The following is a 15,744-nucleotide window of genomic DNA, read 5'->3' as shown; positions in this document are numbered from 1 at the left end:
CCCGATGAGCCGCGCCCCCGTCGACGCCCCCGCCGAGACGGCGGCCGAGCTGCCGACCGCGACCGAGGCCGCCCTCCTCGAGATGGTGCTCGGCCTGCCCGGCGTCGGCCCGCGCCTGCTCGGCACGGCCGCTCTCCCCGCGCTCGGTCGCCTCTCGCCCGCGGCGCTGGCCGAGCGCACCCAGATCGCGCTGTTCGACGCGACCCGGCTCGCCGCCGCCTTCGAGCTCGGCCGCCGCTACCACGCCGCCCGCGCGCGCCGGGGCGCGCTCCTCACCGACGCCGCCCGCGTGGCGCGGTACTTCGGCCCGCGGCTGGCGTCCCTGGTCCACGAGGAGCTCTGGATCGCGGCGCTCGACACCCACGGCCGCGTCCGCGAGACGCGCCTGCTCGCCCGCGGTGGCGCCGACGTGCTGTACATCGACCGCGCGACCGTGCTGCGCACGGCGCTGGACATGGCGGCCCAGAGCTTCGTGCTGGCCCACAACCACCCGAGCGGCGACCCAACGCCGACCCGCGAGGACGAAGCGATGACCCTGGAGCTGCGCCATCTCGGCTCGGAGCTGCACGTGCCGCTCACGGCCCACGTCATCGTCACCCCCAGCGGCCGCTACGCCGCCGTCCACGAGTAAGCCATCGCGGGGCGCTGCGCCCCTCCGATGGGCGCTGCGCCCCTGCGCATCGGGCCGAAAGCCTCCAGCGCACCGCCCCCGCCCGCATCTCCGTCGCCTCCGGCAGCCGCACAACGCGCTGGAGCACGCGGAGCCACCGGCTGTTGGTTCCCCAACCTCGGTCGGGTCACGGCGCCTCCTGCCGTTCGAGCGGCCGGACCGGATGATGCGTCGACGCGACGCTGACGAGGGGTCGTACAAGCCGGCCACCTTCGACTTCCTCGGCTTCACCATCCACTGGGGCAAGAGCCTCGCGGGCAAGTGGGCAGTGAAGACGCGAACGGCATCGGATCGCTTCCAACGGGCATTGAAGGGTATCTCGCAGTGGTGCAAGGCCCATCGCCATGAACCACTCGAGAGGCAGCAGCACGTCTTGAACCTGAAGCTCCGAGGCCACTACGGCTACTATGGCCGCCCTGGCAATCGGGTGAGGCTCTGGACTCTTCTGCATTGGGCCACGCGGGTGTGGTGGCGGTGGCTGCATCGCCGCTCCCAGCGTGGTCTCTCCTGGGCGGCAATGAATCGGCTCCTGAAGCGCTACCCGCTTCTGAAGCCGACCGCCGTCCGAATCGTGTAGCGAAGCCGTGTTTCGAAGAGCCGGATGCGGGAAATCTGCACGTCCGGATCCGTGGGGGCCCCGGGAAGGTGACGACCCGGGGCTACCCGACCGCTCTGCTCACGCCACGTGAGTCGCCGTCACGACGACGGCGTGATGTTCATCCAGGAGAGAGCCCGAACGATCGACGTCGTCGCCGCAGGCGCACGCGATGACGACAGCGCGGGATCAGTCCAGCGGGACTTCGTCAGAATCCGGCGACACCAGGTGATCATCGACACCAGCCGCCGCAGAAGGCCGAAGAGCTGGCACCGGCATTGCGTGAGCGCGCCATGGGCCACTACTCCAATTACACTGCCAAGGTCCTCCAGGAAGTGTCCAAGCACGGCCTCGAGCACCGCAGCATGTTCGGGTTGACCCCGCTGATGATGGCCGCAGAAGCCGGCAACGTCGCGCTGGTCGAGACGCTCATCGAGCGCGGCGCCCGGCTGGACGCCGTGGACAGCCTCGGGTGCATGCCGGTGCACTTCGCGCTACGGCGCACGTTCAAGGACTCGAGCTACGCGCGCGAGAAGCTGGGCCCCTTGTTCGCGCTGCTCTGCCCCACCTCGATCGACCTCGAGGTCGACGACAAGCGGCTGCGGCTGACGCGAGCCCAGGGCGAGTTCCTCCTCCTGCTCCTCATGGTAGCGCGCGTCCACGACCTTCACGCGGGCGTGAAGCGCTACCATGGCTTTCAAGCGGCGCACGTCGACGAGAGCCTGCTGAGCGCGTTCCCGCGCAGCGTCATTCCAGAGGAGCGGCGGCGGCGAGTCTACTGGAACGGCGTGCTCGCGCGCGCGGAGGTGAGCTCCAGCTACAAGCCGGCGCGCAAGCTATGGCGTCGCGAGCGACAAGGCCACTACATGCCCAGCACGGTCGGCGTGCGAGTCGCCGGCGAAGCGGGCAAGCCGGACACCTACGTGCCGCTCGATCGCCTGCTAGGTTGCGACATCCTCGAAGAACAGGGCGCGCCAGACGCAGCCAGCCGGGCTCATGTCACGAGCCCGTCCTGAAACGTGATGCTGCCGAGCACGAACGTCTGCTCGGTGTACCGCCTGTCACTCGTTCCAGTTCTTCCACTCGTTCCAATTCTTGGACTGAGTCTGCCACACGCCCGTGTTGTTGTAGTCGCCACCGTCTTTGAGGAACGCGTCCTTGCGGGAGTTCTCCCCGCCGAGGTGCCAACGCATCCAAGCAACGTTCGCTCCGGCGCCGTCCCAAGGCCCCGAGCCGTGACCACCGCCCTTCATCTTGCCGAGCCAGACTGGCCCCTTGTTGCCGGCGTTGTTGAAGTCACCCTCGGCGTTGGGCGCCTCTTGACCCGTTTCACCGTAGATGATGCCGACAGGGATCTTGAGATTGACGAGGGCGTTGTGCTCGAAGGAGCCGCTGTTGTCGAGCAACGCGGTGGAGACGCGCTTATCGGTTTGAGCAGCCGCTTCCGACGACAGCCCGCCCATCGAGTGCCCGAACACACCAACTCGGTCGAGGATCAAGCGGCCGTACATGGGGCTGTTCTCATCGGCGTCCTGAGCCTCCAGCCAATCGATCGCCGCCGACATGAGCACGGCGTCGCCCGTCGACTCTCGAATACCGACGAGGACGAAGCCGTGCGAGGCCATGCGCGTCAGCAGCTGTAGGTAGTCGCGAGGAGGGGTACCTCCGCCCGGACCCCAAATGGCCACCGGGTGCTTCTTGTTGGGCTCGGTGGTGAGCGTCGTCGGCCTGACGAGAATGTGGCCACCGCCGCTGAACGAGAGGTCCTGAACCGTCGTCTCGAGCGGTCCGTTAGCGTTCACATTGTCACCCGCCAGCACCACTTCGGGCCGATTGACCTGGCCGCCGCTACCGCCCGCGCCCGAGTCGCTGCCTCCGGAGCTCGTGCCGGTGCCTGCGGACCCCGCAGTGGTACCACCCGAGCTGTTGCCAGCGGCCTCGCCCGTGCCGCCCGCTCCGGCGGAGTCAGCGCCGCCGGCACCCGAGCTCGAACCGCTCGCCCCTGGGCTGTAGCCGTCGCCGGGAGCGGACTCGCTCGAGCAAGCAAGAACTAGAATGAGAACAGAAGGAGCTAGTTGCCTCATGGGATACCTCGGAGCTCGGAGCGCGCTTTCTTGACGACGGCCCTCAGGCCAACCTGCTACCGGAGCGGAAAAATCCGAACGACTCGCTGCTGTGCGGCGGCTGCGATGTGAGCGCACACATGACCCGATTCCGCTACGAAGTCCACCTATTCCGCTGCCGCGCGATTGTTCAAACCGCGCTAAACTCGAGGACTTCGGCCGGACGGCTCTAGCGCCCGACGGCGGGAGTATCGTCACCTCGTGAGCCTGACCGAGCCGACCGACTTTCCCATGCCGGAGGTTGACGCCAATGGGGTCGACCAGTGGTGTACAGCTATACGGTCGGATGCCTTCCGCTTGGTGCCAGTAGTGTACAGCTATGCGGTAGGATGCCTTCCGCTTGGTGCTATTGCCGCCCAGTTTCGTTGATGCTCCAGCCCCTTGCATCGAGCATGCTGCGTGAGGGTGAGGAGCTCTACGCAGCGAGGATGGCCATCATGGAGGGCGCTCGCTCCGCGTACGCAATGAGGGAGGACGACGTCCACGGATCCACGTGGCCTGCATTCCGGTTAGCCGTCACGAATTCTCATCGGAAAAGCTTCTGGCACGTGGCAGCCTCCCTTCCGGCCACCGCTCGAAAATTCCCACCCATCGTTGCCCCCACGCCCGCCTCACGACGGGGTAGGTCCCCAAAAGGAGCGGAGCAGCGGCACGGTGCCGGCCACAAGCATGCGGGATCTTGGAATGCTGAGATCGTTGCGCGTAACCGCCCGGCCATCGCCATGGGCATGGCCCCTTGCGGCTCTCGCCGCGGTTGACGATGCTGGGCGCGGGGCGGCATCGGCCCACGGCACCGGGCGGGCACGGGCGGTCCTGAGATGGCGCTCGGCGACGCGGTCTCCGCCCGCGTCGCAGGCCGCTGCGATCCGGCTTCTTTTACCTACGCGCTCCGCTCCTCGCGACGTGCCTCGCAGGCCAAGGGATCGCGCAGGTGATCGAGCTCTACGTGCGCGAGCACCTGGCCGACGGACGGCTGGTTCAAGTGCTCCCGGAGTGGGCCGACGAGACGTATCCCCTCTACGCGTACCATCACTCCGCGCAGCTCATGTCGGCCAAGGTCCGCGCGTTCCTGGAGTTCGTCGTCGCGCTGACACGCGCGTAGCGTTCAGTGCGTCGTCGCGCCGCCGAGCGTGGGGACCGCCTCGTCGCTCTCCACCGCGAGCGCGGCCGAGGTCGTCGGCGTGGAGCACGTGTTCCCGTCCGCGTGCGCCGCGAGGAAATCCTCGAGCACGCCCTCGCGGTGCGGGAGGAAGAAATCGGTGAGCGCCGTCGAGAGCTCCCCGTCCTCCTTGACATGGACGAACCGGAGCTGCGTATCCTCCACGGGCCACGTCACGTTGTTGCCGAGCGAGTCGCCGGCGCTCAGCTGGTGGCACCCGGCGCACGACTGGGTGGTGGCGCGGTTGGCCACGTCCGCGGGCGTGAAGACGCTGTCCCGCCCGAGGCGCACGAGCTCGGCCTGGATCCGGTCGCGCAGATCGAGGTTCGGCAGCCAACTGTCCTCCGGCAGCAGCTGCCTCAGGTAGTCGTTGCTGTCGTCGACGGTGCTCTGGCCCGCGTTGTAGAGGGCCTCCCTCGAGTTCTTGAGCTGGATGTCGTTGATGTCGCCGCTGAGGGTCGTGAGCTTGTCGACCGACTCGAGGAAGTCGTCCATGAACCACGTGTAGCGGAAGTCGCTCTGGTCGAACTTCGTGCTGAACAGCTCGCCGAAGGGGTTCTCCTTCACCGTGACCGGCTTGAAGGTGAGCCGATCCCCGCCGTTCGGCCCGTCGGAGGTCTTCGCGATCTTGAACTCACGGAGCTGCCAGAGCTGGTTGGGCTGGGCCTGCCCGGGGGCGCCGGGGTTGCCCATGAACTGGTTGGTGCGGATCTGGCCCGTGCCGCGGCGGCCTCCGGGGCCGTGGACCGCGTCGGCGAAGTTGTCCGGGTGGAGCACCGGACCGAAGCCGGCGTCGAGCAGGCCGACGGTGAAGAACGTCTCGAGCTCGTTGGCGCGCTCGGCCGCGTCCAGGGTCGAGAGGCGCGCCCAGAACTCGGCCACCGGGAGGCATGCGGCGAGGCCGCATTCGGGGTGGGGGTTCGGGAGCTGGGCCTCGAAGATGAACAGGTTGCGGTCGGCGATGCCGGCCGTCTTCTTGGCGTAGACGATCCGGTACTCGCCGCAGTGCGAACCGTCCAGCGGCGCCAGATCGAAGCGGTTCACGACCGCGATCGGCTCCACGAAGTCCGGCGAACCCTGGTCGAACGGATCGCTCGTGGCGAGGCGGCCCTCCCTCCGGCAATTGATCCGGTAGCCGTTGAGCGTGGGAACACCTTCGCTGTTGAGCTGGTCGTCGCAATGGATGGCGTCGGGGAACTGAGCTCCAACGGAGAGGTTGAAGAAGTCCCACCAGCGGCGGTAGAGATCGAGGGCTGTCTGTTCACCCCCGGTCTCCGCCCTCATGATGAGCTGATTGAGGACGAACTGGAGCGGGAACCGGGTCATGGCTTGCGGGTCGGTGACCTTCGTGAGGATCAGCGATCGCAGCGGCTCGATATCCAGCGGGGCCGACAGCGCCTGCCGGCGCTCCTCGGCGCGCTCCTCGGCGTCGATGCCGGCGACCTCGCCGGGCGCGCCCGCGTCGCCGCACGCGGCCAGAGAGGCGGACGCCGCGGCGCACATGACCGCCGCGGCAAACGGGAACCTGGAGGCATAACGAAGGTGCATGAACACTCCTGTGGAGTAGGGCGGACCGGGGTCGATAGCGGGATTCATACCAACGTCGCTCGCGCCGAGCTCGGCCACCGCCGGGGCATGCGCGAGCGCATGCCCCGGCGTATCGCTTCACGGATTGTAGTCAGGATTGTAGTCGCAGAGGCAAACTGAGTATTCATTCGCCGGGGTGGGCCACCAGGTCCCCGTCCAGCTCGACTCGGTCCAGGGGACGTTCCTCCAGATGTCGCACACCTGCGGGCACACCTGCGTCGCGTGATGCTGGTCCCAGATCGGCGCAACTTTCTTCTCGACGGCGCCGTCGGCGGGTATCTTGATCTGAGCCGAGGTATACCCAGAGATATCCCAGGCCTCGCTCAGGCGACCTCCCTTGAACTCGCACGTCGTGCCGAAGTGAACGAAGGAGCTGCAGCCAGGGTCGCGCAGGCAGGAGAGCGCGCACCCCTCGAGGTCGAGCCCGCGCTGGGTCTTCCATTTCTCTCCGGCGAGGACCTTCCCCTGGCCGACGTCGAACAGATCAGATGGAGTCTCTTCGAAATAGGCACTGCTCTCAGCGCTGAACAGGTAGGGGTAGTCGAGGTGGTTCAGCCGGTTGTGCGGGTAGTAGCCGCCACTGCAGATGATGTTTTTCGTAGGCCATTGCGACTCGCAGTCGGTATCCGTATCCGGCTCCGGATCCGGCATGCCGAACGTATGCCCGAGCTCGTGGCCGATGCTTCCGATCCTGCGCAGGTCCCCCTGCTCGGCTCCATCGATGATCCCCTTGGGCATGACGGCTGCGCCGAAGCCGGCGGCCGCCCCGTTGCCGTTCACGCTCGAGATGTCGGCCTCCAGGAAGATGATGTACTTGTGGTTGGCGTCCCCCGTGCAGGCGTCAGGGTACACGTCCCTGGCCGCGTTGCAGGCGTTTCCGAGCCAGTACCACTCTGCCAGGCCGCCGTGAAAGCCGTCGGGGTTGGTCAGGAACCAGTTCACGTTATGATGGCTTCGAACCGTCACGACGTCGTCCGTGGTCATCGTGGCGCCGTAGTTCTGCCATGTCTGACGGTTGTGCTCGACGGCGTTCGCGACGAGAGCGGCGCGGTCACTTCGCTGCGCGTCGCTCGGCACGACGTAGAGGACACGAACACTCTTTGTGCTCGCTTGGGCACTCGCCGTGGCGGCGAGAAGCGTGGCTCCGAACATGGCGAAGGCGAATGTATTTCTCATGGTGTCTCCTTTACGAGGCGTGTAATCTCGCACGATGTGAGGGCTCGCGTGGGCAATCACGGCTGGCCGAGAGGCGAGAGCTTCCATCGTCATTGCTTGGCGCTGCCTGGCGCTGTCCAACGGTGTTCAACGCTGTTCAAATCCATTTCAGCGACGTTTCTGTCTAGCGGATCGTATTCAGCGACCGCCGTGCGCAGGTATTTGTTGCCAGGGTAGTTCTCGGCGGCTTGCGTGTGCGAAGTGCCCCACCACCAGGCGAGGCCGGCGCTCACGAGGCCTCCGCCGGACTGCATGAAGGCGCCGCGCTCGCGGCGTCCGAGCCATCTGCCCCTCGGGGATCGCCCGGGGGCGCGCACGCGAGGGGCGCCGACGCGAGGAGGGCGGCGGTGGCGAGGAAAGAGGCGAGGCGAGGGCGAGGAGGGATTGGCGGCGCGCCCCTCGGTCGGCTGCGAGGAGGACGCGGCGTGCGGGTGATCGCGTCTTTCTTGATCCTTTTCGGGTGCATTTTTCTCGTCACGCTCTATCGGCGACGTGCGACGTGCGACGTCGCTGAACGGTCCACGGCGTTTCGCGGTGGTGCCAGGCCCTTCCTTCGCCAGGAGGGCCGGGGGCTCACACCCGCGTGCCTACCGGGAAGTCACCGTGAGGCGGACGAAGTCTCAAAAATAGTCTGGCGAGGTGTGCCTACTCGCGGAGGAGCGAGGCGACGCTCACGTCGAGCCGGCCCCGGATCAACCTGGCCAGGCTCGCGTACTGCGACTCGGTGAGGCCGAGCTTGGCGACGAGCTCCGCGCGCGTGCCCTCGCGCAGCGCCTCGCGCGCGGCCGCAAGCCAGCGCGCCGCCGTGGCGCGCCCGACCTGGTAATGCGCGCCCAGGACGTCGATGCTCAGGCCGTCGAGCAGGTGGAGGCGAAGCAGCGCGCGTTGCTTCGGCGAGAGGCGCCCCATCGCGACGCGCACGGCCTCTTCGAACTCGGCCTTGTAGCGCGCCTCGAGGTAGGCGGCCTCCACGTCGACGGAGGCGGCGATCTCCCGCGCCTCGTCGAGCGGGGTGCTCGCCCTGTCCGCCTTGCGCCGCCGCAGGTTGATCGCGGTGCGTACCGCGATCACGCGCAGGAAAGTCCGGAGCGGCGCGCGCCCCGCGTACTCGGCAATCTTCGGCGTGGCCGAGGGCGGCGCGCTGAAGAGGCCCTCGAGGACCACCTGCCGGAGGTCGTCGGCGAAGGCGGGCGACGGCTCGACGCGGGCCGCCGCGCGCGCGATCACCCCGGAGAACTCCCGCTCGAACGCGGCGTGCGCACCCGGTACCCCGAGGACGCAGGCGCACGCCAGGTAGACGTCCGCCGCGAGCGACGGAGGCGGCAGCGCGCCGCCCGCGGCCGAGCAACGCTCGCCGAGGTAGCGCGCCAGCGCGGTCGCCTCGACGGCGATGGCCGGGAAGGCCGCCTGCCCCGCCTCGAAGAGCGCCGCGATCGTCGCGCCGGGATCGGCCTCGGGCATCACCCCGCCCCCGCCGAGGCCCGCCGCGAACGCAGAGGAGAGATCGCTCGCTCGATCCACCCGCGGAGAATGGCTGATGTCCGCGTGGGCCGTCAAGGAGGCGTGTCGCCTGACAGTCCCGCTCCGTGTGGTAGAGTCGGGCACCATCGAGCCGACGTCGCACTGCCCCACGGACAACCAGCTCGCAGAGTACGCCGCGTATCCGTCAGGTTTCGAGGCGATCGCGCACCACATCGACGGATGTGCGGTTTGCCGCGTCATCGTCGCTCGGCTGGCCGAGCTGGAGTTCAGGAGCGTGGCGGTGCCTCCGGGAGAATCCTTGCGTGGCGTCGCCAAGGGATCGCCGCCGGGGGAGGTCCTCCAGACCAGCGATCAGGACGACGCGACGGGCGCCCTCGGTCGCGCGCGGATCGCCACCGCAGCCCTGCGGTCGCGACCCCTGCACCCGGCGGTCGCGGCTCCGCAGGTGGACTCCACCCTCAAGCACTACGAGATTATCCGCAAGCTGGGCCAGGGTGGCATGGGCGTGGTCTACCTGGCCCGCGACACCAAGCTGGGCCGACTGGTCGCCGTCAAGGTCCTCCTCGAGTCCGACGGCCGGAGCGCCGAGCGCTTCCTCGCCGAGGCGCGGTCCACGGCGCGCTGCAAGCACGAGAACATCGTGGTGATCCACGAGGTGGACGAGGTCGACCGCGTTCCTTACATGGTGCTCGAGCACCTGGAGGGCCGCACGCTGCGCGCCTTCCTGGTCGAGCGAGGAGGGCCGCTGCCGCTGAGCCTCGCGGTCGAGCTGATGCTCCCGGTGGTGCGCGCGCTGGGCTGCGCCCACGCGCTCGGGATCGTGCACCGTGACCTCAAGCCGGAGAATGTCTTCTTGACCGAGGCGGGGCCGATCAAGGTGCTCGACTTCGGTATCGCCAAGCAGCTCGACGCCGACGAGATCGAGCGGCTCGCGGCCCAGGGCGCGAATTCGCGCTGGCTACCGGCGTTGACGCAGGAAGGAGCGCTCGTCGGCACCGTCCCGTACATGGCGCCGGAGCAATGGCGGGCGGAGAAGGTCGATCCCAGGACGGATCTGTGGGCCGTGGGGATCATGCTCTTCGAGCTCTGCACCGGGACGCACCCGCTCGCGCCGTTCGCGGTGGGGCAACTCGGGCAGGTTCGGCGTCTCGACGTGCCCATGCCGCGCGCAAGCGACACGCGTCCCGACCTGGGCGCGCTGGGCGACGTGATCGATCGCTGCCTGAAGAAGCGCCCGGACGAGCGCTTCGGCGGAACCGAGGATCTCATCGCGGCGCTCGAGCCCTTGCTGCCGGGCGCGAAGGCGCCGGCGCTCCGCGAGGACGAGAGCCCCTTTGCCGGGCTGGGCGCGTTCCAGGAGGTGGACGCCGGGCGCTTCTTTGGGCGCGATCACGACGTCGCCGCGCTCGTCGGACGTCTTCGCAGCCAGCCGCTCGTGATGGTTGCCGGGCCGTCCGGCGCGGGAAAATCGTCGTTCGTGCGCGCGGGCGTGATCCCGGCGCTGAAGCGCTCGGGCGAGCCCTGGGAGGCGTTCACGCGCAGGCCGGGGCGAAGGCCGCTCCACGCGCTCGCCGACCTGCTCGCGCAGATCGCGGCCACGCCGGTGACGACGGGAGCTCCACCCGACGCGTCGAGCTCGCACGCCTTCTCCTCGGCGAGCGATCCCGATGCGCTCATCGCGGCCCTGCGCGCCCAGCCCGGCCTCCTGGGCGCCCGGCTGCGCGCGCGTTGCCGCAGCCAGAGCGCCGAGCACAAGATCCTCGTCTTCGTCGATCAGCTCGAGGAGCTTTACACGCAGGGCATCGATCCGGCGGAGCGGGCCGCGTTCGTCGCGTGCCTGGAGGGCGTCGCCGACGACGCGTTGTCCCCGCTCCGCGTCGTGCTCTGCATGCGCTCGGACTTCCTCGACCGGCTGGCCGAAGATCGCCGGCTCATGACCGAGGTGACCCGCGGGCTCTGGTTCCTGCCGCCCCTCGATCCGAACGGCCTCGTGGCGGCGCTGATGCGGCCGGTCGAGGCTCTCGGCTATCGCTTCGAGACCGCCGAGATGACGCTAGCGATGCTCCGCGCCCTGGAGAGCGCGGCGAGCCCCCTGCCGCTCTTGCAGTTCACCGCGACCAAGCTGTGGGAGGCGCGCGATCGTGGGCGCCGGCTCCTGACACAGGAGAGCTACGAGAAGCTCGGGGGGGTCGCAGGGGCGCTCTCCACCCATGCCGACGCGGTGCTCGCAGGTCTCTCGGGGATCGAGCAGAGCCTCTGCCGGGCGATCTTCCTCCGGCTGGTCTCACCCGAGCGGACGCGCGCCGTGGTGAGCTTGCCCGACCTGCGAGAGCTCGACGAACAGTTGGACGCCGTGGACCGGGTAGTCTTCCGCCTCTGCGAGGCGCGGCTGCTCTTGATCGAGACCGCCGAAGAGCGCGCGTTCCCGACGGTGGAGCTCGTGCACGAGTCGCTGATCGAGAGCTGGCCCAAGCTCGGGCGATGGCTGGACGACAACCAGGAGGCGGCGGAGTTCCTCGCGCGGGTGCGCCCCGCGGCCAAGCAATGGGAGGCGAGCGGCTGCGCCGACGGCCTGCTCTGGCGAGGCGAGGCGGCGGAGGAAGCCCGGCGCTGGCAGAAGCGGCAAGGCCCGGCGGCGGGCGCGCAGCAGGGCGCGCGGGAGGCGCGCTACCTCGCGGCGGTGGTGGCGCTGGGGGAGCGGGAACGACGGAGGAGGAGGCAGGTCGTCGCGGTGCTGTTCGGTGCCCTGAGCCTGGTCGTGCTCCTGGTCTCCGCGCTGGCGGTCCAATCGAAGCGGGCGGCGGAGAGGGCCGAGGCGGAGAGGGCCGAGGCAGAGCGCAGCGCCGCGAGCGCCCGGAATGCCACGCGGATGGCCGCGGCCCGCGAGTGCCAGGGAGACCCCACCACGATGTTCGCGCTGCTCCGCGAGATCGAGCCGGGCCCGGCGCCGCCGGGATGGGGCGAGCTTGCGCGGTGGGCACGGGGTGCAGGCGTCGCCACGATGGTGCTCCTCCACGAGGATTTGGCCTGGTCTGCCGCATTCAGCCCCGACGGCCAGCGCATCGTCTCCGCTTCGTGGGACAAGACGGTGCGCGTGTGGAACAGTGACGGCTCGGGACTGCCCCTCGTGCTCCGTGGTCATGAGGACCACGTCTATGCGGCGGCGTTCAGCCCCGACGGCCAGCACATCGTCTCCGCGTCGGCAGATAAGACAGTGCGCGTGTGGAACGCTGACGGCTCGGGACTGCCCCTCGTGCTCCGTGGTCACGACGCTGTCGTCTATGCAGCAGCGTTTAGCCCTGACGGCCAGCGCATCGCCTCTGCGTCGTGGGACAAGACGGTGCGCGTGTGGAACAGTGACGGCTCGGGACTGCCCCTCGTGCTCCGTGGTCACGACGACCGCGTCTATGGGGCGGCGTTCAGCCCCGACGGTCAGCGCATCGTCTCGGCGTCGATGGACAAGACAGTGCGCGTGTGGAACGCCGACGGTTCGGGCCAGCCCCTCGTGCTCCGTGGTCACGACGATTTCGTCTTTACGGCAGCGTGGAGCCCCGACGGCCGACGCATCGTCTCCGGGTCCGAAGACAGGACGATGCGCGTGTGGAACGCCGACGGCTCGGGCCAGCCCCTCGTGCTCCGTGGTCACGACGGTAGCGTCTATGGGGCGGCGTTTAGCCCCGACGGCCAGCGCATCGTCTCCGCGTCTTTTGACAAGACGGCGCGCGTGTGGAACGCCGACGGCTCGGGCCAGCCCCTCGTGTTCCGTGGTCACGCAGACCGCGTCCCTACGGCGGCGTGGAGCCCCGACGGCCAGCGTATCGTCTCCGCGTCCGAAGACAGGACGGTGCGCGTGTGGAACGCCGACGGCTCGGTCCGGCCCCTCGTGCTCCGTGGTCACAGCGACTGCGTCAACGCGGCGGCGTTCAGCCTCGATGGCCAGCGCATCGTCTCCGCCGCTTCTGACAGGACGGTGCGCGTGTGGAAGGCGGACGGCTTGGGCCAGCCCCTCGTGCTCCGTGGTTGCGACCATATCGTTTATGGGGCGGCGTTCAGCCCCGACGGCCGGCGCATCGCCTCCGCGTCGTGGGACGGGACGGTGCGCGTGTGGAAGGCCGACGGCTCGGGCCAGCCCCTTGTGCTCCGTGGCCATGACGGTGGCGTCAATCCAGCGGCGTGGAGCCCTGACGGCCAGCGCATCGTCTCCGCGTCCGGAGACAGGACGGTGCGCGTGTGGAACGCCGATGGCTCGGGCCAGCCCCTCGTGCTCCGTGGTCACGACGCTGTCGTCTATGGGGCGGCGTGGAGCCCCGATGGCGGGCGCGTCGTCTCCGCGTCGAAAGACAAGACGGTGCGCGTGTGGAACGCCGATGGCTCGGGCCAGCCCCTCGTGCTCCGTGGTCACGACGGTGTCGTCTATGGGGCGGCGTGGAGCCCCGATGGCCAGCGCATCGTCTCCGCGTCCGAGGACAGGACGGTGCGCGTGTGGAAGGCCGACGGCTCGGGCCAGCCCCTCGTGCTCCTTGGACACGACGACCGCGTCTACGCGGCGGCGTTTAGCCCAGACGGCCAGCGCATCGTTTCCGCGTCGCAGGACAAGACTGTGCGCGTGTGGAAGGCCGACGGCACGGGACAACCCCTCGTGCTCCTTGGGCACGACGATGCCGTCAACACGGCGGTGTGGAGCCCCGATGGAAGGCGCATCGTCACGGCCTCGGACGACAAGACGGTGATCGTGTGGAGCGACCTCGAGCCGCTCTCAGGCGCCGACGACCCGAAGCTGTGGACCGCGACCAACTACTGCATGCCGCTCGACATCCGCCAGCGCCTGCTCGGCTTCCCGGAGGATCAGTCCCGCGCCGACCTCGAGCGCTGCCAGCGTCGTGTCCGTGAGGTCCAGACGCAAGCCGCCGCGCCCGGGCGCTGATGGTCCGTGACCACCGACGTCGGCGCTGGCTTGCGGGCGCGCGCGCGTCGGCCTCGCCTGGGCTCCCCGGGACGTCGACTGCCATATGCCCCGACGTCATGATGCCGCCCTTGTCGGGCAGGAAGGTGTTGCCGAGGTAGTAGTCCTCGTCCCCGGGGAACTGCGTGCGCGTCTCGGAGACGATATCGCTCGACAGGTTGATGAGCACGCAGCTCGACGCGGCGTCCCAGGTCGGCCGCGAAAAGGCCACCGGCATCGGGCGCGGCGCAGTGCGGCTTGTCGTCCGCTGTCGTCCGCGAGTGTCAGCAGGGTACAGAACTACGTAGGATGCCTACCGCTTGGTGCTACGTCGGGGTAATCCCAGGCGTTTCAGGCGTGGAAGACCTGGCTTATCGCATTAGGCCCGTTCTGTCAATGAGCTCGTCCAGTCGGACTCCACCAGTCAGGGACGGCTCCGAGAATCGCAGGCGAGCCGCCCACCGCAGCGATCTATAGCACCGATGTCGCGAATCGGTGCGCTGAGCACCTATACGAGGAGGGCGGTCGAGATCTCCCGCCGGGCATATTCTGTGACAGACACAAAAGTTGTATGAGAGAGCGTTTTCCGAAGTATTACGGTCGGGGTCGCTGTTGGACTCGAGCTTGCCGGCCAGGTGGAAGGCGATCAGGGACATGACCTCGTCGAACTGGTTGGCCTGCTGCTCGGCGGCGTCGTCTCCATGGGGCTGCACGGTGGGGCTGCCCTGCTCATCGGCTCGGGGCTTCTTCTCGCCGGGCTGCGCGCGGGGGTAGGCGGGTCGCCCCCTCCGGCGCTTGGTCGCCTTGGCGGCCTTCGGCTCGTCCGGGGGTGGCGGCATCCGGCGCGGCGGACGCTCGCCCGCGAGGACCTTGCGGGCCCTCTCCTCCTGCTCCACGACCGTCTCAGCGTACGCCACGAAGCGCAGCGCGTAGAACGGGACGCCGACCTTATCGAGCTTTTCACCGAGAAGGGGGCCGCCGGGCGTCGGGAGCTTGCGCCTCGGCAATGCGGCAGCCCAGCGCGCACCGTTTCCGGTGCCCGGAGGGCTGCGCCGCAGCCCTGCTCGCACCGTCTCCGGTGGCAGAAGGGCTGCGCCGCAGCCCTGCACGCACCGTTTCCGGTACCCGGAGGGCTGCGCCGCAGCCCTGCTCGCACCGCTTCCGGTGCCCGGAGAGCTGCGCCGCAGCCCTGCACGCACCGTTTCCGGTGCCCGGAGAGCTGCGCCGCAGCCCTGCACGCACCGTTTCCGGTGCCCGGAGGGCTGCGCCGCAGCCCTGCTCGCACCGCTTCCGGTGGCAGAAGGGCTGCGCCGCAGCCTTGCTCGCACCGTTTCCGGCGCAGGTGCCGCTGGTGATGCAGGCGATGCTGGCCTCGGCGCGGGCGGCGGCGACCGGTGGGTTCAAGGGGAAAGCGGCGCGGCGCGAGGAGCGCGCCCGGAAGCTCATGGCCACAGAAGGCGCCGCCGAAGGGATGCGCTCGCTCGTCGACCGCCGCGAGGGCGTCTTCCGCGGGCGGGACTGGGCTAGATCTTCACCAGGCGCCAGAGCTCATCTGGACGATAATCACCGGACGCCGGCATCCAGGCGACGGGCGGCGGGTAGATCCGCAGCAGGCTGAAGGCCAACCGCGTCTTGCCGCTGGAGCCCTTGGGGGAGAGGGTGAAGGTCTCCGGCTCCGGCCCGCGCTCGATCTTCCAGGGGAAGGGCTTCGACGCGCCCCGCAGCACCGGCACGTGCTCGGTCTGCGGCGCTTCATCGTCTCCCAGGTAGCTGCCAGTCTCGACGTTGCGCAGCGTGTAGCTGTCGGTGCCATCGAAGGCCACCTCCCACGTGAAGTTGTCGCCTTCCTCCGGGAGCAGCGACAAGGGCGCCTCGGCGTGTAGCTCCCCCAGGTGCTCCCGCCGGAATGCCGTCTGAATCCTGTAACGTCCATTTGCGATCAGTTGATTGCCCATGTCGGAGCAGGATAAT

9 protein-coding genes and 1 pseudogene are annotated in these 15,744 nt (G+C 68.9%); 4 read left to right on the top strand and 6 right to left on the bottom strand.

What is annotated here, in order from left to right; genetic code table 11:
- Nucleotides 1-4 precede the first annotated feature (4 nt).
- Nucleotides 5-631, top strand: coding sequence for a JAB domain-containing protein (locus WMF43_RS18570; protein ID WP_437684033.1), 627 nt, complete (start codon nt 5-7; stop codon nt 629-631).
- A 927-nt stretch (nt 632-1,558) separates the two neighbouring features.
- Nucleotides 1,559-2,281, top strand: coding sequence for an ankyrin repeat domain-containing protein (locus WMF43_RS18565; RefSeq protein WP_437310280.1), 723 nt, complete (start codon nt 1,559-1,561; stop codon nt 2,279-2,281).
- 45 nt (nt 2,282-2,326) lie between these two features.
- Here WMF43_RS18565 and WMF43_RS18560 read toward each other — a convergent pair whose 3' ends face one another.
- Nucleotides 2,327-3,088 (bottom strand): poly(ethylene terephthalate) hydrolase family protein, encoded by a 762-nt coding sequence (locus tag WMF43_RS18560; protein ID WP_437681877.1) that lies wholly within the window; start codon nt 3,086-3,088, stop codon nt 2,327-2,329.
- Nucleotides 3,089-4,280: 1,192 nt separating this feature from the next.
- Between WMF43_RS18560 and WMF43_RS18555 the strand changes: the two are divergent.
- Nucleotides 4,281-4,490, top strand: a pseudogene (locus WMF43_RS18555) (LysR substrate-binding domain-containing protein); the annotation flags it as partial.
- 3 nt (nt 4,491-4,493) lie between these two features.
- On the opposite strand, the gene WMF43_RS18550 reads toward WMF43_RS18555, so the two are convergent.
- The 4 genes from WMF43_RS18550 to WMF43_RS18535 all read right to left on the bottom strand — a co-directional run bounded on the left by WMF43_RS18550 (nt 4,494) and on the right by WMF43_RS18535 (nt 8,870).
- Nucleotides 4,494-6,095: a hypothetical protein gene (locus WMF43_RS18550; protein ID WP_437681875.1), complete on the bottom strand. Its 1,602-nt coding sequence runs from the start codon at nt 6,093-6,095 to the stop codon at nt 4,494-4,496.
- A 117-nt stretch (nt 6,096-6,212) separates the two neighbouring features.
- Nucleotides 6,213-7,310 (bottom strand): hypothetical protein, encoded by a 1,098-nt coding sequence (locus WMF43_RS18545; protein WP_437681873.1) that lies wholly within the window; start codon nt 7,308-7,310, stop codon nt 6,213-6,215.
- 89 nt (nt 7,311-7,399) lie between these two features.
- On the bottom strand, nt 7,400-7,582 hold the full coding sequence (locus WMF43_RS18540) for a hypothetical protein (RefSeq protein ID WP_159397735.1): 183 nt from the start codon (nt 7,580-7,582) through the stop codon (nt 7,400-7,402).
- Between the two features lie 412 nt (nt 7,583-7,994).
- A complete protein-coding gene (locus tag WMF43_RS18535; RefSeq protein WP_437681871.1) occupies nt 7,995-8,870 on the bottom strand; it encodes a sigma-70 family RNA polymerase sigma factor in 876 nt (291 codons plus the stop codon).
- 16 nt (nt 8,871-8,886) lie between these two features.
- Here WMF43_RS18535 and WMF43_RS18530 point away from each other — a divergent pair, with 16 nt between their 5' ends.
- Complete coding sequence (locus tag WMF43_RS18530; protein ID WP_437681869.1) at nt 8,887-13,755, top strand: nSTAND1 domain-containing NTPase; 4,869 nt, start codon at nt 8,887-8,889, stop codon at nt 13,753-13,755.
- 1,541 nt (nt 13,756-15,296) lie between these two features.
- Here WMF43_RS18530 and WMF43_RS18525 read toward each other — a convergent pair.
- Nucleotides 15,297-15,728, bottom strand: a complete 432-nt coding sequence (locus WMF43_RS18525) for a hypothetical protein (RefSeq protein ID WP_437681867.1) — start codon at nt 15,726-15,728, stop codon at nt 15,297-15,299.
- Nucleotides 15,729-15,744 lie beyond the last annotated feature (16 nt).

The sequence above is a fragment of the Sorangium sp. So ce131 genome (genome assembly GCF_051519095.1).
Lineage (GTDB): Bacteria > Myxococcota_A > Polyangia > Polyangiales > Polyangiaceae > Sorangium.
This window is presented reverse-complemented; position numbering and strand designations above follow the sequence as displayed.